Below are 17,437 nucleotides of genomic sequence, written 5' to 3'. Positions count from 1 at the left end.
GTCTATAGTAGGTAAATAGTATAAATCCTGATATTTCTCATGCCGCTAGCGACCGAAACAGATAATAAAAAACTACAAAAACTGAAGCTAGCCTTCTGGTTTTCACTTGCCTGTATCATCGTGATTGGCCTTGTAATCGACCAAATTAATTACAGCCGAGAGAAAGATGCTTTTCGTGCTCAAGAGCTAGCAAAAATAAGCGCCTATCGCGCAGAGCTCGAAGCAACAATGGTTTCTAACATTCAACTTGTGCGCGGTCTCGCGGTTGCCGTTGCTGCCGAGCCTAATTTAGATCAAGCTCGCTTCACGCAAATAGCCAGCCCCTTATTTTCAACGTCTTCAGAGCTTAGAAACATCGGCGCAGCCCCTGATATGGTTATTCAGATGACTTATCCTCTTGTGGGTAATGAGAAATCTATCGGGCTAAACTTTTTAGAAAACCCAGCGCAGCGTGACGACGCAATTAGAGCACGAGATGAAAACCGTATTGTTATGGCCGGCCCCTTAGAGTTGGTGCAAGGTGGTCAAGCATTGATAGCAAGAATGCCCGTATTCACTCCACCAGAACTCACTTTTTGGGGGCTCCTCTCTGTTGTCCTCGATATAGACAAAATTTACACGAACTCGGGGTTAATCGCGCTAAGTCAGCATTATGATATTGCCCTACAAGGCAAAAATGGCCTTGGTGCTAAAGGTGATTTTTTCTTCGGCTCTAAGGACGTGCTCAACACAAACCCTCTGAGCTTTAGAATTAACTTTCCAGGTGGTGAGTGGCAGATGTACGCCACACCAAAATCTGGATGGCAGCCACCAAGTTCTGCTATTTGGCCGCTTAGACTGGCCATTATTCTATTTTGTATTTTATTTGCAGGCGCCTCTGTATTCTTTTTGCGCATGGTCGAAAGACAGTACAAAAGCGAACGTATGTTAGAAACCATGAGTAGCCTTGCTAAAGTTGGCGCTTGGTCTTTTAATCTAGAAACAAGAACCGTCTATTGGTCTGATATGACCAAGCAAATTTTTAAGTTTCCTCTTAATGTACAGCCAGAGTGGCCTGCTAACTTTACACATTTCAAAGCTGGTGAAAGCCGAGATAAAATTCGTCGCCTTAACGAGCGTGCAATCAAGTATGGTGAGAGTTTTGAGACCCAAGTGCAAATAATCACTGCTGAAGGTGATGAAGTTTGGGTACTGTTACATGGTGAAGCCGAGCATAAAAATGGCCGTTGTATAAAACTTTTTGGTTCACTGCAAAATATTGATACCCGTAAGCGAGGTGAGCTAGAAAACAACAAAATAGCCTTACATAACGAGATTTTAGCTTCTCTTACCGTTAATGATGCGGTACTGACTGGTAACCTTAACTTATCTAAACATGTGATTGTGCAAGCAATTTGTCACGCTTTTGATATTGATCGCGCTAGTATTTGGCTATTTAGTGACGATCGCCAATCGCTCAATACCTTTGCTATTCACGACCAAAGCCAGCCTGAATTTAGCGAGCCGATTTCACTGCAACAATTTGAATTTCAAAATTATTTTGATGCCATTAACAATCACGCTGTAATTAATGCCAGTGATGCACAGCAACATCCACTGACTAGTGACCTACGTAGCAACTACCTTGATTGGTTTAATATACGCTCAATGCTGACAGTGATCATTCCTACTGGTAGCAAAACAATGGGGGTTGTGTGCGCCGAAAAATGTCATAACCGCAGACATTGGAGTAAAAATGAAGAAAGCTTTTTAATCGCAGTTGCGGCACTCATTGGTAGTTTACACGCAAGTCAGCGCCGTATAGAGACAGAGCAGCAACTCGTTCAAGCGAAAGAAGCTGCTGAACAAGCAGTAAAAGCCAAAAGTGAATTTTTAGCAAGCATGAGTCATGAGATCCGCACCCCTATGAATGGCGTGATCGGGATGCTCAATATCATCAAACAAACCAAACTAGACACCCAGCAAAACCACCATATAGATTTGGCGCAATCATCGGCTGAATCACTATTGCATATCATTAACGATATTTTAGATTTCTCTAAAATTGAGGCCGGTAAGCTCGATATTGAAAATGTTAGCTTTAATGTATCAAAACTACTTGGCGATACTATCGAATCGTTTGCCATTAAAGCAGAACAAAACAATACCAAGTTACTGCTAGATACCACACAACTGAATCACGGCTTTATTATTAGCGACCCAAATCGGATTAGGCAAATTATCAATAACCTAGTTAGCAATGCGGTTAAGTTCACAAAAGATGGTGAGATTATTGTTATCGCCAAGCTCGAAACAAACAACGAAGAATTGTTCTTGAACTGTTCTGTTATTGATTCGGGTGTAGGTATTAAGCCTGAAAAACAAGCCGCTCTATTTGACTCATTCACGCAAGCGGATGCATCAACTACACGCCAATACGGCGGTACAGGGCTTGGCCTTGCAATAGTAAAACAGCTGTGTCAGTTAATGGATGGTGATGTCAGTGTGGTTAGTTCATACGGGGAAGGCAGCACCTTTAATTTTACTGTAAAAGTTAAACGTGATCATACAAAGCAAGCGCCAGAGCCTAGCCACATTATAGATAAAAAGCATATTTTAATTGCTGATAATTGTAAGCTCAGTAGCAATATTGCCAAAAAACAATTGCAGCTATGGGGAGCAGAGGTCGAGACCTATACTGATATGCCAAGCTTACTCAATCGTGCTGCAATGCCAACCGATAATGGCTGCGATGCAATTTTAGTGGATTATCTTTTTTATAGCAGCGCAACAAAAGAGCACCAACAAGCATTCTTAAAATACTTTAATGCCACCAGCTGTAAACGAATTTTAATGGCCCCAATGAGTCTTACTGAAAAACAAACGAGACAAACATTAAAAGTTGAGAGTATTATCTTTAAACCATTAACGCAGTCTGATTTATTTAATTCACTGGCAAACGACAAGTACATTGAACAGCAGCAGGTTAATAAAGAAACCTTAATAACCAAGGTCGTGACCAGTAGCGGTAGCGCTGAGTCGCAAGTGTTACTGGTTGAAGATAATAAAGTGAATCAGATGGTGGCAGGTTCGTTGCTAAAGCAAGCAGGCATTAGTTTTGATATCGCTGAAAATGGCCTTGAAGCAATTGCACAACTTTCAAGCCGAGAGCAAAGCCCCTACCAATTAGTGTTAATGGATTGCCAAATGCCAGAAATGGATGGTTACCAAGCAACGCGAGCCATTCGGGCAGGTGAAGCAGGCGCAGCTCATCAGGGGGTTAATATCGTCGCACTCACTGCAAATGCGATGCAAGGTGACAAAGAACGTTGTTTAAACGCAGGTATGAACGACTATGTCACCAAGCCCCTTAAATTTGACTCGCTCAATAAAAAGTTAGCAGTGTGGCTAAGCACTGAAGAATAAAAAGAGAGTAAAACCATGCAATTATCATCAATTCAACAACGTGTTATTGGCTGTTTACTCGAAAAGCAAAGTACAACACCCGAACATTACCCGTTATCTTTAAATTCACTGACTAATGCATGTAATCAAAAGTCTAACCGTGAGCCTGTATTGTCTTTAACTGAAGCGCAAGTACAAGATACCCTCGATGAGCTTATTGCATCACGCTTAGTGACGGTTGATGAAGGGCTGTCAGGGCGTGTAAATAAATATGCTCACCGCTTTTGTAATACCGAATTTGGCAGTTTGCAGTTTACTGAGCAGCAACGCGCCATTATCTGTTTGTTACTGTTACGTGGCCCGCAAACACCAGGCGAACTGAGAACTCGCAGCAACCGCCTCGCTGAGTTCAGTAACGTCAATGAAGTCGAAGCCGCATTAAACGCACTCATTGAACAAGAACATGTTGCACGCTTATCACGAGAGCCCGGCAAGCGAGAGAGCCGCTACATGCACTTATTTGTTGACCCAGACAGCATTACTGAGGACATGGCTGCTAATGAGCCAGTTCAAGATAACAGTAGTGAAGTGCAACAATTACGAAGCGAAATCGAAGATCTTAAGCAACAAATTAACGCAATAAAAGCACATTTAGGTCTTTAATAAAAACCGCGCCCGTAACATAATGTACAAAACGCTGACAACCACAACGAAAAATAGGAGCTCTACCATGCGTGCCGACATTCTGGCGGAAATGAAAGTCCAACCAACTATTGATGTAAAAGCGGAAATCACCCGTCGTGTTAACTTTCTTAAAAGCCGACTTATTGCTGCGCACTCTCGCTCACTTGTATTAGGGATCAGTGGCGGTGTTGACTCATCAACCTGTGGCCGTTTATGCCAATTAGCCGTTGATGAATTAAACCAAGAACATAACACCAACGAATATCAATTTATTGCTGTGCGCCTACCTTACGGCGTACAAGCAGATGAAGACGAAGCACAACTAGCCGTAGATTTTATTCAACCAAGTAAGCGTATGACGGTTAACATTAAAGCGGCTGTCGATGGCATGCATGAACAAGCAATGGCAGCGGTTGTTGGTGGTGGTGCTGAATTACCAGAGCAAGCTAAAATCGACTTTATCAAAGGAAATGTAAAAGCACGCCAACGCATGGTTGCGCAATATGAAATTGCCGGTTTCAGCCAAGGCTTAGTTGTTGGTACCGATCACAGTGCTGAAAACATCACTGGCTTTTACACAAAATTTGGTGACGGAGCATGTGACCTGGCACCTTTATTTGGCTTATCAAAGCGTCAAGTTCGTGCGCTTGCTGAGCACTTGGGAGCGCCTGCTGTACTTGTACATAAAGCCCCAACGGCCGACTTAGAGTGTGATCGCCCAGGTCTGACTGACGAAGAAGCGCTTGGCCTCACTTACGATCAAATTGATGATTTCTTAGAAGGTAAAGAAGTCAGCAATGAAGTCGAAGAAAAGCTAACAGCAATTTACTTACGTACTCAACATAAGCGCCAAGCGATCCCAACGGTATACGACGAGCTTTAAAAACGGTTAAAACACTAAAAGGGCAATAATAGTTGCCCTTTTTCCTCCCTCTTACAGTCCCTTAGCAATATTCAAAACCTTCAATCACTCATTATCGGCCGCGCTAAATGATCTAGAGCGCTATGCTTGACGTAAAAGTTAGCAACATGATTGCAGTAAAGATGAAATAGTTCTGTAATTTGGTTTATAGTTGTTACAGTTAAATACATTACATTTCAAATCAAAAATCTAAGGTTTTATATTAGTTTATGTCATCGCCCATTTTAATTACTGGCGCAGGCCAACGTATTGGACTCGCTCTGGCCGAGCACTTTTTAGCGCAAGGGCAAGAAATCATAGTCACTTACCGCACCCGCCATGAAGCAATTGATGTGCTTGCAGGTAAAGGCGCTATTTGCATCCATGCTGATTTTAATAGTGACCAAGCTATCGGGCATTTTATCGAAGAATTAAAAACCCATACCAACCAGCTCAAAGCAATAATCCATAATGCGTCTAGCTGGGATTGCGAAGCAAATAACCACGATTACGCAGACCTGTTTGATAACATGATGCGTATCCACGCCAAAGCGCCCTACTTAATTAATTTAGCAGCTTCTGATTTGCTTCTGCATTATCAGCAAAACAGTGGTAAAGCCGCAGATATTATTCACTTAACCGATTACGTAGTTGAAAAAGGCAGCCCTAAACACCTTGCTTATGCAGCAAGCAAAGCGGCGCTTGATAATTTAACCAAGTCGTTTGCCGCTAAATTTGCACCAGACATTAAAGTGAATGCTATCGCCCCTTCGTTAATTATTTTTAACGAACACGATAGCGACGAATACAAAGCTAAAACATTAAAGAAATCGCTAATGGGCATTGAGCCCGGCTGCGCCGAGATTATTAACAGCGTAGAACTATTACTAAGCAGTCACTACATTACAGGTCGTTCTATGCCTGTTGATGGTGGCAGACATTTAAAATAACGAATTACTGAGAAAGCTATGCACGATGATTTAAAAAACAGTTACCAACAAATAATTACCGCGGTAGGTGAAGATCCTGCTCGTGAAGGATTACTCGACACACCAAAACGCGCAGCAAAAGCGATGGAGTATCTGACTAAAGGCTATCGTCAAACATTAGATGAAATCACCAACAATGCGGTATTTACTTCAGATGCCGATGACATGGTATTGATCCAAGACATTGAGCTTTACTCTATGTGTGAGCACCACTTGCTGCCATTTGTTGGCCGCTGCCATATTGCTTATATTCCTGATGGCAAAGTGCTTGGTTTATCAAAGTTTGCGCGAATTGTTGACATGTATGCGCGTCGTTTTCAAATTCAAGAGCAATTAACCCATCAAATTGCTAAAGCGGTTGAAGAAGTAACTGGCGCGAAAGGTGTTGGTGTAATCGTTGAAGCAAAACATATGTGTATGATGATGCGCGGTGTTGAAAAGCAAAACTCAAGCATGCGTACATCGGTTATGTTAGGTAACTTCAGAGCCGATCCAAAAACCCGTAACGAGTTTTTACAACTAGTTAGAGGGTAATGATGGCCAACGCAATTATTAATGTCACTAACCTCAGGCTACGAACCTTTATAGGTTTTAACCCTGAGGAACGTGAGAAAAAACAAGATGTAGTGATTAATTTAGAAATTCATTACCCTGCTGATCAAGCTTGTGAAACTGACGCAGTCGATAAAGCGCTAAACTACAAGACCATTACTAAAGAAGTGATCAGCCTTGTCGAAGAAGGCCACTTTTTGCTGTTAGAAAAACTGGTTGCTGAAATTTTAGCTATTTGCCACCAGCATCAAAGTGTTCACTATGCCAAAGTACGCGTCGATAAACCTCATGCGCTGCGCTTTGCGGATTCTGTATCACTGACCCTTGATTGGCAAAAAAGCTAGAATAATTTATCAAGTCCAAGAGCAAAGGCAAGCACAGCTAAATAACGTGCGCCTTTGCCTAAGGTCACGAGTAACAAAAAAATTGAAAACTTAACCCTAAAAATTCCGCCAACAACCGTTAAAGGATCGCCGACAATAGGCAGCCAAGCAAACAACAAACTGTAAATACCGTACTTATTGAATTGCTGTTCGGCTTTGTCTATCGAGTTTTGTGAAACGGGAAACCATTTACGGTCTTTAAATCGCATGACTTGCGTGCCCAGCCAATAATTCACACAACTCCCAAGCACATTACCCACGGTTGCACTTAACCATAACAACCAAAGTAGATAGTCACCACTGGCTATCATAGCTGTCATTACTAATTCTGAAGAGCTAGGTAATAAGGTTGCGGAAATAAACGCGCTGAAAAATAACGATAAGTAGGCCATAAACATCACATAAAAAAGCTCAGCAAATGGCTGAGCTTTTAGTATATGGCAATTAGTTTACTTTATAAATTCTATCGCCATTGGATATTTAACTTCTTTACCATCGTTGGCTTTAATCGCCGATACTACCACCATAATCAATGAGAATAGCGCTACTAATGGCAGCAGAATGACACCCACGACAACAAACATCAGCATAAAGCACACAATGTAAGCAATCATCATGGTTAATTGAAAGTTTAATGATTTGCGACCATGCTCAGCAACAAGTGGCATTTCTTCTTTTTTTACAAGCCAAACAATCAAGGGCCCAATCACCGAACCAAACGGGAAAAGCAAGCCAGCTAAGGCACTTAAGTGACAAAACATTGCCCATGTGCGCTGCTCTTTATCTGCCACAATTATTTCAACTTTTTGATTATCATCCATTTTAAATTCCTTGTTATGGGTCTGTTTGTATCTCTACTATAAACCGTAATGACCTTTTACCCTAGTTAAATTGGTTAAATTTAAAACTCTCAACCAGCAAAAAAGGCTGTAATCAACGTCGTGATAAAAATGTGATAACTTCGTGAGGGTTTCTGGATATTGCTATTCGATACTGGTTTTGAATCATCAAAAACAGGAATCTCACATGAAAGCTTTACCTTTAACTTTATTCGCTGCATGCGCATTAACTAGCCTTGCAAGCCAAGCTGCTGAGCTTGATATAAAACTAACTAACCTCACGCAAGGTTTACACTTTACCCCTATTCTCATTACTGCCCATAACAGTGATAGCAAACTTTTCAGCGTTGCTATGCCTGCTTCTACAGCCCTACAGACTATGGCTGAAGGTGGCAATCTCGAGCCATTAATGACTGAAGCCACAGCCGCAAACAGTGACATGGTTGCCAACCCAGCTGAAGGTTTATTGGCACCAGCAAGCTCAACGATGGCGAGCTTATCCACTAAGGATAGCAATAACTACTTATCTCTTACAGCCATGCTACTGCCTACCAATGATGGCTTTGTAGGTTTAGATAGTTGGATGATCCCAACAGAGGCTGGTACCTACACTATTTATCTCAATGCCTATGATGCAGGCACCGAAGCCAATGATGAGCTTGTTGTTGAGGGTTCAGGTATGCCGGGCACGCCAGGCATTCCTGCCGCACCGGGTGGTAATGCAGGTATGAATGGCAGCGGCGTCACCAGTAGCGAAACCAATATGATGGTGCATATTCATCCGGGTAATTTAGGTGACGACGATTTAGAAGCAGGTATGAGTGACCTCGATAACACAGTACACAGATGGTTAAACCCAGTTGCGATGCTAACAGTTACGGTTAAATAGGAGGTTATTATGCGCTTTTCAAAAAGCTTAATTATCCTCGCATTGAGTGCCGGCCTTGCGGCTTGTGGGGATTCAGATAAATCATCAGACAACATGGATGAAGCGCTGGAAGAAATGACAATGGAAATGGGTGAGATGGCAACAAATCATCAATTTATGGTGGAGGTAGTCAATCTCACCGCTGCCCAGCCTTTCTCCCCTGTCGCTGTGATTGCTCACACCGAAGGCATGCTTTGGCAAATTGGCGAGCCAGCATCTGAAGCTCTTGAAATTATGGCTGAAGGCGGCGATAACAGCGAGCTACTCGCGGCAGAAATGACAATGCAAGCAGCTTCAGCAGAGAGCCCATTACCACCAGGTGAGCAAGTCACGTTGACCCTGACAACAGGTGAGCTTAATTCATTAAAAATCAGCTTAGCGACCATGTTGGTGAATACAAATGACGCGTTTACCGGTCTTAATGCTATAGACGTGTCTTCGTTAGCGGTTAATGAGTCAATGTCTCGCACTAGTTTTGCCTATGATGCAGGTACAGAGGCTAACTCTGAAGCACAAGGCACGATCCCTGGTCCTGCCGACTCAGGCGAAGGTTACAACGAAATGCGCGACGATATTAACCGTGTTGCAATGCACCCAGGTGTGGTTAGTCAAGATGATGGCCTGACAAATTCTGTGCTCACCAGCCAGCATAAGTTTGATAACCCGGTTGCTCGGATCACGATAACGCGGACGCAATAATAATCGCACTCCTTACACCGAGGTCATAAGGATGTGCCTCAGTGATTTGGAGTGAACCATGCACCAAGAAAAATTATTAATCGTCGAAGATGATAGAGCAATCCGCCAACTTATCAGCACACAATTGCACTGCCTAAACTTACATATTGATGAAGCCTCGAGCGCTGAAGCTGCAATAAAGAAGCTTTCCAGCTCAAGTTACGGCTTAGTACTGCTTGATATTAACCTGCCACAAATGGATGGCTTGAGCTTATGCCGCAAAATTAAAGAGCACTATCCAAGTATTGCCGTTATTTTACTGACCGCACTCAGTAGCGATATGGACAGAGTGATTGGTCTGGAAATGGGCGCTGACGATTATATTTGCAAACCTTTCTTCGCCAGAGAATTACAAGCACGAATAAAAACACAATTACGGCATAGGTCACAACTTATGGCAGCTCAATCACATCATGAAGATAGCGCTCAAGCGGCAATTCAACTTGGCGAACTACACATTGAATTTGCCAGCCACCAAGCATTTTTAGCTGACCAAGCAATTAACTTAACCGCCACCGAATTCGATTTACTAGTCTATTTTGCTAAACACCCAAACCATGTTTTTAGCCGCCAACAGTTACTAGACCAAGTGTGGGGCTACCAACACAGCGGCTACGAGCATACGGTCAATTCCCATATAAACCGTTTACGCAGTAAGTTTGAGCAACATCACCCAGTCAATTTTATCGAAACAGTTTGGGGTGTTGGCTATAAACTAAACCCCTGTCAATTGAGTGCAAGCTAATGAAATCAATGACGCTATATCAAAAACTCGCTTGGTCATTGGTGCTTATTTTTAGCCTGTTGTGCGCACTCGTTTTAAATTGGAGTAAGCAATTAGAACAAAGCTCTGTTCATCATGCTCAGCAAAACTTGCACCTCCAATTAGCCGAGCATTTAGTGCACGACAATCCACTGATCAAACAAGGTGTGTATGACTATGACGCACTAGAAAACTTATTTCACACGCTGATGATACTCGGTCCTGCATTTGAGTTTTATTTTGTAGACCCAGAAGGTCATTTACTGACTTATTCAGCTAAACCAGGGCAAGTCGTTAGGCAGCAAATAAACTTAAGCCCAATACAGCAGCTACTCGACAACCCCACTGCCACACCGATTTATGGTGATGATCCGCGTAGCAAGGATGGCGTAAAAATATTTTCGATCGCGCCAGTTTATAATCAGCAACAGCTGCAAGGCTATTTATACGTGATTATTGGCGGGCAAGCTTACGATACAACCCTTAATAACATTAAAGCCAATGATAATCTTTGGCTTGCCGCTATGTGGTTTGTTGCCGCCTTAATTGCACTCTTTATTGCGATGCTGCTGTTGTTTCGGTTTTTCACCTTACCGCTCAAAAAACTCAATAAAGAACTTAATAAAATAGAAGCGGCTAACTACAGCCTTACCAAAATGTCATTGGATTCTAGCTACAGTGCTGATGATGAGATTGGCAATTTAAGCAAAGGCATTAATGCCATGCTGGCACGTATTGATGAGCAGTTTCAGTCATTACAGCAAGCCGATAAGCAACGCCGAGAGTTACTCACTCACTTATCACACGATTTACGTACGCCGCTATCTTCACTGCACGGCTTTCTTGAGGTGATCAATAAACCGGATAGCCACTTAAACGAGCCTGAGCAACGTCATTATCTCAACCTTGCAATGGATAACTGCCAGCAACTAAAACAGCTGATTGAACAAATTTTTGAGCTGGCTAATTTAGAGTGCGGCCAAGTGAAAATACAATCCGAGACCTTTAATTTGGGCGAATTAATTTATGATTGTATAGCAAAGCTTGCTCTAACTGCGCAATCAGCAGGAATTTCACTCAAGGTTGTTCCCGAAATATGCGATTTTACCGTGACGGCAGACATTGCAAAATTAGAGCGGGTGCTTACAAACTTAATCGAAAATGCCATTCGGCACACCCCACATGGCGGTGAAATAGCCGTTAAAGTTAGCCAGCAAAGTGATCAGTTATACGTGGCAGTGTCTGATACCGGGGTTGGTATTCATGAGGATGAACTCAATGCGATTTTCGAACCTCACTATCAGGCTCGTAATAGTATAAAACGTGGCTCAACAGGCTTAGGACTTGCTATTTGCAAGCAACTGCTCACCCTAATGGATAGTGAAATAAACGTAAAAAGTACCTTAGGAAAAGGCAGTGAATTTCGCTTTAATTTAGCTATGCAGGCACCCGCTTAATCACGGATGCCTGCGTTGTTATTATTTTTCAATACCCGCCAAATCGAGCATAAAGGCGTAATATAAAGCGGTATCTTGCAAGCTTTTAAAGCGCCCAGAAGCACCGCCATGCCCTGCTTCCATGTCGGTTTTGAACAGCAACAGGTTATCATCGGTTTTATATTCACGTAGCTTAGCAACCCATTTTGCAGGCTCAAAATACTGAACTTGAGAGTCGTGTAAGCCGGTGGTGACTAGCATATTTGGGTAAGCCTGCTTCTTAACTTGGTCGTACGGCGAATATGACAGCATGTAATCGTAATAGACTTTATCGTTCGGGTTACCCCACTCGTCATACTCATTCGTTGTCAGTGGCAAGCTGGCATCTAGCATGGTCGTGACTACATCAACAAAAGGCACTGCTGCAATCACCCCTTTATAAAGTTCAGGCGCTTGATTCACAACAGCCCCCATTAGTAAGCCACCTGCACTGCCACCCATGGCAAAAATATTATCCTTATCACCATACTTTTGAGCTGCTAATGATTTAGTCACATCAACAAAGTCATTAAAGGTGTTTTGTTTTTTCAGCAACTTGCCATCTTCGTACCAAGGACGACCCAGCATTTGTGAGCCACGGATATGCGCAATCGCAAACACAAAACCACGATCGAGTAAGCTTAAGCGTGAGCTAGAAAAGCTCGGATCCATGGTCGCACCATACGAACCATAACCATATTGCATAAGCGGATTCGAACCATCTTTTTTGAACTTGTCTTTACGATAAACAAGGCTAACAGGAACATCGACACCATCTCTAGCCGTCACATAAACTCGCTCAGAGGCATAGTTGTCAGGGTTAAAATCACCTAACACTTTACGCTGTTTAAGCAGTATTTTTTCGCCACTTTCTAGGTTGATATCGTAGCTGCTGCCTGGCGTGGTCATACTTGAATAGTAAACACGTAAGTTAGGGTTATCTAACTCACGATTGCCATAACTGAAGACCATGTAAGTTGGGTCATTAAATGCAACGACTTGCTCTTGTTGGTTACGAAGGTCGCGAATAGTGATTCGGGTTTGCCCCATTTCTCGCTCTTCATAAACCAAGTGATTGTTAAATAACTCAATACCTTCAAGTTTCACGTTATCACGACCAGCAATTAGCGTTTGCCAGTTAGCTTTATCATGAGCCTTATCGCGGTGCACTTTCATCAGTTGAAAGTTAACTGCATTTAAATTAGTAACGATGTAATACCAATCACCTAACTTACTGATGTCATATTCAAGACCAGCTTCGCGTTCAATAAAACGTTTTGGCATTGCTTTGACATCATTGGCATCAATAACCGAGACGCCAGACGCACTGGTGCTGCCATGGCTAATATAGATTTCTTGTTGGTCTTTACTCTTATAAATACCGGTGTAGTAACTGGTATTTTTCTCTTCGTAAACGAGTTCGTCGTCGGCTTGAGGGGTGCCTAGTGTATGGCGATATACTTGATAGCCTAACAGCGTTTGTAGGTCTTTTTTGATATAGTAAAAGGTTTTGTTGTCATTAGCCCACACGACATCACCTTCTGTACCTTCAAGGCTTTCTGTGAGCATTTTACCTGTGGTTAAATCTTTTACTTTAATTGTGTAAATACGACGACTCACAGTGTCTTCACCATAAGCCAGCAAATTGCCATTTGGGCTGACAGCTAAACCTGTTACGGCAAAATAGTCATGATTTTTAGCAAGCTCATTCACATTTAAGATAACCTGCTTACTTTCTCCTTGGCTATCTTTGCTGCGCACATAAACCGGGTATTCGTCATCACCCCGCGTTTGTGAGAAATAGTAATATTCCCCTTTTTTTGTCGGTACCGTATCGTCATCCTTCTCAATACGCCCTTTAAGTTCTTCGAACAGGGTGTTTTGTAGTGTTTGTGTATGCGCTAACTTGCTTTCAACATACGCATTTTCAGCATGCAAATGGGCAATAACAGCGGCATCTTTGCGCTTATCATCACGCATCCAATAGTAGTTATCGACACGAGTGTCTCCATGAATGGTCATTTCATGGGGTATTTTTTTGGCGACGGGTGCTGCAACCTGAACTTGCCCTGTAATAACGGCTTTTTCTTTATTATCTGGGACTTTATTACACGCTGATAGAACAGCTAAAGAGAGTGCCGCTAGGCAAAGTGAATGGCCAACTTTCATGGGATTCCTGTTTTCGTTTTATTATTCTGTCTCCAATATAAGTAAAAAAACTGCAATATATAAGTAGCCTTTGTGAAGCAATGTAAAAAGGGAGCCGAAGCTCCCTTTTATCACTTACTTATCAAGTAATTACTTTTGCTTACGACGACGCATAAATGCGAACGGTGCAGCAAGTAATGTTAACCATGCTAGTGAACCTGAAGAAGATTTTTTCTTCTCTGGTTCTTCCGCTTCAACTGGTTGCTCAGACGCTTCATCAGCTAGGTTGTTAACTGTAACAGTTACCATAGCAGACTCTGAAACATTACCTGATCTGTCAGTTGCAACAACTTCTAGTTCAATTGATGTTAAACCAGCGTCATAATCAAGTACGTCTTGATTCATAACTACAACATCACCTGAAGATGTTACTGAAATAGCTGTTGAACTTGAGCTAATCACAATGAACTCTGTAACAGGGCTTGCTAAATCAGCACCATAAGTTGCTTCTAGCGTACCAATTACCGTACCGTTTTCAGTGTTTTCATCAACAGAGAATTCAGTATCAGCAACAACTGGTGGAGTATTCGAGTCTGATTCAGGTGTTGCAGCATACGCTTTAGAACCCGAGTCTGAAAGAATCATGAAGTCTTCACCTGCATTGTATAAAGTAGCTGAAGCACCTGGTTCAATTGAGCTAACAGCTTCACCAGCTTCATCTACAAACATTGCATATACATCACTTGATGCATCTGTGAATGTGTAAGTACCCATTGCAACATCACCTTCTTCAGTTGCAATTGGTGTCCATGTTTCTTCTTCTGTACGGAAACGAACATCTACAGTTGCTCGACCAATGTCATCGGCTGTTAGGCCAAATGCTTCAATACAGCTTTGCATTGTAAGGTGGTTGTTACCGATAATTTGGTAATAATTATCTAAGAAACCAGAAGCACTACCATAGCCGTGAGTAAAGGTAATTGCAGTGCCCGGCTCAACATCGTAGAACCACTCTAACTTACCATTTTGTACTGTAACATCGTAAACACCATCTTGGTCCATATCGAAGTCAGCCATGAAACCACCCACGTAAGAGTGAGTAATTCCCTCGTTTAGCACTAATGTAGTAAGTGTTACATAACCGCTTTCACAAATTTCAGCTGATACAGCAAATGTTTCGATTGATGCGCCTACTAAATCAAAACGTTGGTCTTCATCAATATCATCAGTCATTACTGTAGGAGCAAATACAGGATCAAGTGCTACCGCACCTGTGTTTGTTACTTCATGTGCAACGCCGTTATCAGTCACAACTGGCATGAAGCTCATTGCCGCATTTGCTTTTGGTAATACGTGATAAACAAGGTGGAATGCTTCATCGCTGCCGTCAGAGAAGATTAGCGCACCATCAAGCTCTAAGTTAGTTAAGTCAGCCGTAGCATCTTGAGAACCAATATTTTCCTCAGTTAAAGTCCACTCAGGTAAAGTTGCAGGATCAATCGTCGCTGTCACGTCAAATGACATTGTTTGACCTGCTGGCACTGTAATTGACTCTGGGTAGTCAAGTGAGAATGAACCACGCTCAACATCATCTGCATAACGCTGCTCAAGAGAAAGTGTATACACTTGGTCTTCGTTAGAGAAGTTCTTAACTTGAACTGTTTTAGTAAGCTCAACTGTTTCTGATGCGTTTACTAAACCAAACGAAAGAGCAGCTTGTTTAGTATCTGCAGCCCATGCAGCAACTGGTAAGTTAGCCGCTTTGTTTACATCAACAAGACCCGCACCGATATAACTAATTGGTGCAAGCTCAGCGTCTGGGTTAATCGCTAACGGCTCCATAGTTACATTTAGGTTTGCCGTGTTCATTAACGTCGCTTTAATTTCAAACGCGTTACGCTCTGGCAGCGCTTCTTTTAATAAGCTCACCGCACCTGCAGTAATAGGACCCGAGAATGAAGTACCTGTTGCGCCAGTAAGACCATCACCAAGACCAGGATGAGCAGTCATGATGTTTACACCTGGTGCTGTAATCTCTGGTTTTAACAGCCCGCCCATTGAAGGACCACGCGATGTGAAATCAGCAATCGCGCCAGACATAACAAGACGCTCAACTGTTAGGTTAAACGTACCGCCCGCTTTTAGAGCTGTACCAGCTGCAAACGTTACGCCTACAGAAGGGATAGTAACAGTTGGATCTGAACCGCCCATAGGTGCTGGCGTTCCATCGTCAGTATTGTTTGCAATAATAACAAACTCTGCGCCTTTAGCTTGTGCTGCTAATACTTTAACTGTAAATGCACATGCACCACGGTCGATGATAACGCCTTTACCTGTAAAATCAACGTCGTCAGCAAACGCTTCACAAGCCGTTTGATTTGCATCTGGGTACACAAGTTCCAAGTTTTCATTAGTGTAGCTAAATGCCATCTGTGGACCAAAGCTGGCTGGCTGCACAACAGCTTCTTCACCATTAACTGTACCACTACCAACTGATTCTTCACCGGTAGGGTGAGTCATCGCACCCACTGAAAGAGCGTTTTCAGTTGTACTTGGGCCACCTACGATGAATGGATAAGCACCATCATTACCAGCAGAGATAACAACGTTTGTACCAAGTTTAACTGCTTGGTTGATGAATAGGCCAACTGCATCGTTTGCAATATCACCGTAATCGCCACCAAGTGACATATTTACAACATCAACACGGTCGCTCATATCACCGTCACCATTCGGATCCATTGCACTTTCAAGAGCTAAAAGTTGTGCAAGGCCTGGACAGCCACTATTACATACAGAGTAAACAAATAAATCTACGTTTGGTGCAATACCGTTAACAGAGTGAGAAACGTGTGTACCGTGGTTTGTATCTACATCAATAGGATCGGCATCATCGTTAATGTAATCATAACCGCCTAATACCTTACCTTGTGGCCAATCTACTGACGCAGGGTCTGCAATTGCTGCAGCATATGCTTCATCAGTACCCGCACCACCAAAAGCGGTATGAGTGTAGTCAATACCTGTATCAAGCACAGCAACGCGAACACCTTCACCTGTTGCTAAACCATTAGATACTAAAGGAGTTGCTTCAATATAGTCAGCGCTGTCAGCAACATGCAATTCATAATCGTATACTGGGTAAATGCCCTCAACTTGAGAGTTCGATAGTAACTTAGCAACATCTTGCTTATTACCATTGACTACGATTGAGCTTACTAGTGTTGATGTTTTAGCGACAACTTTTACAGGCAAGTCCATACTGTTGATTGCTTGCTCTACGCTTGCTTGCGCTACTTTTGCTTGCGCTTGAATTGACGCTACATCCGCGCCCATTGTTTTAGCATTAACTGATGCTGGAGCATTTAACTTAATTAACCAGCTTGTAGCTTCGCGATGAGCTTTTTGTTCTTTTTTAGTTACCGCGCTCGATTGGATTAATTTTTTGCCGGCAAGATTATATTTAGAAAAGTCATTGGCTTGTGCACTAGCGCACATTGCACTGGTTACAGCCAAAGCAACTGCAGTTCTTTTTATTAGATTTTTAGACATGGGTTCCCCTGGGATATGTTATGTTATCGTCTAAATAGTGATTGAAACAAAGTTTCAGAACCAATATAAAACGGAAACCCTAGCAAGAACAACATTTCTGT

At 42.5% G+C, this 17,437-nt stretch carries 14 protein-coding genes; 10 read left to right on the top strand and 4 right to left on the bottom strand.

Going from position 1 to position 17,437, the window contains the following annotated elements; all coding sequences use genetic code 11:
- The first annotated feature begins 39 nt into the window (after positions 1-39).
- From AUR67_RS11605 to folX, 6 genes are all read left to right on the top strand, one after another.
- Positions 40-3,405, top strand: coding sequence for an ATP-binding protein (locus AUR67_RS11605; protein WP_058585384.1), 3,366 nt, complete (start codon positions 40-42; stop codon positions 3,403-3,405).
- 15 nt (positions 3,406-3,420) lie between these two features.
- Positions 3,421-4,047 carry a YceH family protein gene (locus AUR67_RS11600; RefSeq protein ID WP_058585383.1) on the top strand — a complete coding sequence of 209 codons (627 nt, stop codon included), beginning with the start codon at positions 3,421-3,423 and terminating at the stop codon, positions 4,045-4,047.
- 67 nt (positions 4,048-4,114) lie between these two features.
- Positions 4,115-4,951: an ammonia-dependent NAD(+) synthetase gene (nadE, locus tag AUR67_RS11595; protein WP_054563697.1), complete on the top strand. Its 837-nt coding sequence runs from the start codon at positions 4,115-4,117 to the stop codon at positions 4,949-4,951.
- A gap of 248 nt (positions 4,952-5,199) precedes the next feature.
- Positions 5,200-5,919, top strand: coding sequence for a dihydromonapterin reductase (gene folM / locus AUR67_RS11590; RefSeq protein ID WP_058585382.1), 720 nt, complete (start codon positions 5,200-5,202; stop codon positions 5,917-5,919).
- An 18-nt stretch (positions 5,920-5,937) separates the two neighbouring features.
- Complete coding sequence (folE, locus tag AUR67_RS11585) at positions 5,938-6,492, top strand: GTP cyclohydrolase I FolE (protein ID WP_058585381.1); 555 nt, start codon at positions 5,938-5,940, stop codon at positions 6,490-6,492.
- Between the two features lie 2 nt (positions 6,493-6,494).
- Positions 6,495-6,854, top strand: coding sequence for a dihydroneopterin triphosphate 2'-epimerase (gene folX / locus AUR67_RS11580; protein WP_054554637.1), 360 nt, complete (start codon positions 6,495-6,497; stop codon positions 6,852-6,854).
- On the opposite strand, the gene AUR67_RS11575 is transcribed toward folX, so the two are convergent.
- Together AUR67_RS11575 and AUR67_RS11570 are read right to left on the bottom strand one after the other, a co-directional pair.
- Positions 6,851-7,285, bottom strand: a complete 435-nt coding sequence (locus AUR67_RS11575; RefSeq protein ID WP_058585380.1) for a YqaA family protein — start codon at positions 7,283-7,285, stop codon at positions 6,851-6,853. The genes folX and AUR67_RS11575 overlap by 4 nt on opposite strands.
- Before the next feature lie 57 nt (positions 7,286-7,342).
- Positions 7,343-7,714, bottom strand: coding sequence for a DUF4870 domain-containing protein (locus AUR67_RS11570; RefSeq protein WP_054563699.1), 372 nt, complete (start codon positions 7,712-7,714; stop codon positions 7,343-7,345).
- Between the two features lie 205 nt (positions 7,715-7,919).
- On the opposite strand from AUR67_RS11570, the gene AUR67_RS11565 reads away from it, so the two are divergent.
- Genes AUR67_RS11565 through AUR67_RS11550 form a run of 4 tightly spaced genes read left to right on the top strand, consistent with a single transcriptional unit; the run spans position 7,920 to position 11,618 of the window.
- On the top strand, positions 7,920-8,621 hold the full coding sequence (locus AUR67_RS11565; protein ID WP_058585379.1) for a spondin domain-containing protein: 702 nt from the start codon (positions 7,920-7,922) through the stop codon (positions 8,619-8,621).
- A 9-nt stretch (positions 8,622-8,630) separates the two neighbouring features.
- Positions 8,631-9,359 (top strand): spondin domain-containing protein, encoded by a 729-nt coding sequence (locus AUR67_RS11560; protein WP_058585378.1) that lies wholly within the window; start codon positions 8,631-8,633, stop codon positions 9,357-9,359.
- 58 nt (positions 9,360-9,417) lie between these two features.
- Positions 9,418-10,143 (top strand): response regulator transcription factor, encoded by a 726-nt coding sequence (locus AUR67_RS11555; protein WP_058585377.1) that lies wholly within the window; start codon positions 9,418-9,420, stop codon positions 10,141-10,143.
- Positions 10,143-11,618, top strand: coding sequence for a sensor histidine kinase (locus tag AUR67_RS11550; protein WP_058585376.1), 1,476 nt, complete (start codon positions 10,143-10,145; stop codon positions 11,616-11,618). Before AUR67_RS11555 ends, AUR67_RS11550 begins: the two co-directional genes overlap by 1 nt.
- A 21-nt stretch (positions 11,619-11,639) precedes the next feature.
- On the opposite strand, the gene AUR67_RS11545 is transcribed toward AUR67_RS11550, so the two are convergent.
- Complete coding sequence (locus AUR67_RS11545) at positions 11,640-13,805, bottom strand: S9 family peptidase (protein ID WP_058585375.1); 2,166 nt, start codon at positions 13,803-13,805, stop codon at positions 11,640-11,642.
- 129 nt (positions 13,806-13,934) lie between these two features.
- Entirely contained in the window at positions 13,935-17,336 is a 3,402-nt protein-coding gene (locus AUR67_RS11540; protein WP_058585374.1) for a S8 family serine peptidase, read from the bottom strand.
- Positions 17,337-17,437: the final 101 nt, after the last annotated feature.

Source organism: Pseudoalteromonas sp. XI10 (assembly GCF_001469895.1).
Taxonomy (GTDB): Bacteria; Pseudomonadota; Gammaproteobacteria; order Enterobacterales; family Alteromonadaceae; genus Pseudoalteromonas.
The sequence above is the reverse complement of the archived record's forward strand: the minus strand, read 5'-3'. Positions and strand labels throughout refer to the sequence as shown.

Coding starts and splice junctions, on each gene's coding strand:
- AUR67_RS11605 (WP_058585384.1), top strand. CDS start 40: ATGCCGCTAGCGACCGAAACAGATAATAAAAAACTACAAAAACTGAAG.
- AUR67_RS11600 (WP_058585383.1), top strand. CDS start 3,421: ATGCAATTATCATCAATTCAACAACGTGTTATTGGCTGTTTACTCGAA.
- nadE (WP_054563697.1), top strand. CDS start 4,115: ATGCGTGCCGACATTCTGGCGGAAATGAAAGTCCAACCAACTATTGAT.
- folM (WP_058585382.1), top strand. CDS start 5,200: ATGTCATCGCCCATTTTAATTACTGGCGCAGGCCAACGTATTGGACTC.
- folE (WP_058585381.1), top strand. CDS start 5,938: ATGCACGATGATTTAAAAAACAGTTACCAACAAATAATTACCGCGGTA.
- folX (WP_054554637.1), top strand. CDS start 6,495: ATGGCCAACGCAATTATTAATGTCACTAACCTCAGGCTACGAACCTTT.
- AUR67_RS11575 (WP_058585380.1), bottom strand. CDS start 7,285: ATGGCCTACTTATCGTTATTTTTCAGCGCGTTTATTTCCGCAACCTTA.
- AUR67_RS11570 (WP_054563699.1), bottom strand. CDS start 7,714: ATGGATGATAATCAAAAAGTTGAAATAATTGTGGCAGATAAAGAGCAG.
- AUR67_RS11565 (WP_058585379.1), top strand. CDS start 7,920: ATGAAAGCTTTACCTTTAACTTTATTCGCTGCATGCGCATTAACTAGC.
- AUR67_RS11560 (WP_058585378.1), top strand. CDS start 8,631: ATGCGCTTTTCAAAAAGCTTAATTATCCTCGCATTGAGTGCCGGCCTT.
- AUR67_RS11555 (WP_058585377.1), top strand. CDS start 9,418: ATGCACCAAGAAAAATTATTAATCGTCGAAGATGATAGAGCAATCCGC.
- AUR67_RS11550 (WP_058585376.1), top strand. CDS start 10,143: ATGAAATCAATGACGCTATATCAAAAACTCGCTTGGTCATTGGTGCTT.
- AUR67_RS11545 (WP_058585375.1), bottom strand. CDS start 13,805: ATGAAAGTTGGCCATTCACTTTGCCTAGCGGCACTCTCTTTAGCTGTT.
- AUR67_RS11540 (WP_058585374.1), bottom strand. CDS start 17,336: ATGTCTAAAAATCTAATAAAAAGAACTGCAGTTGCTTTGGCTGTAACC.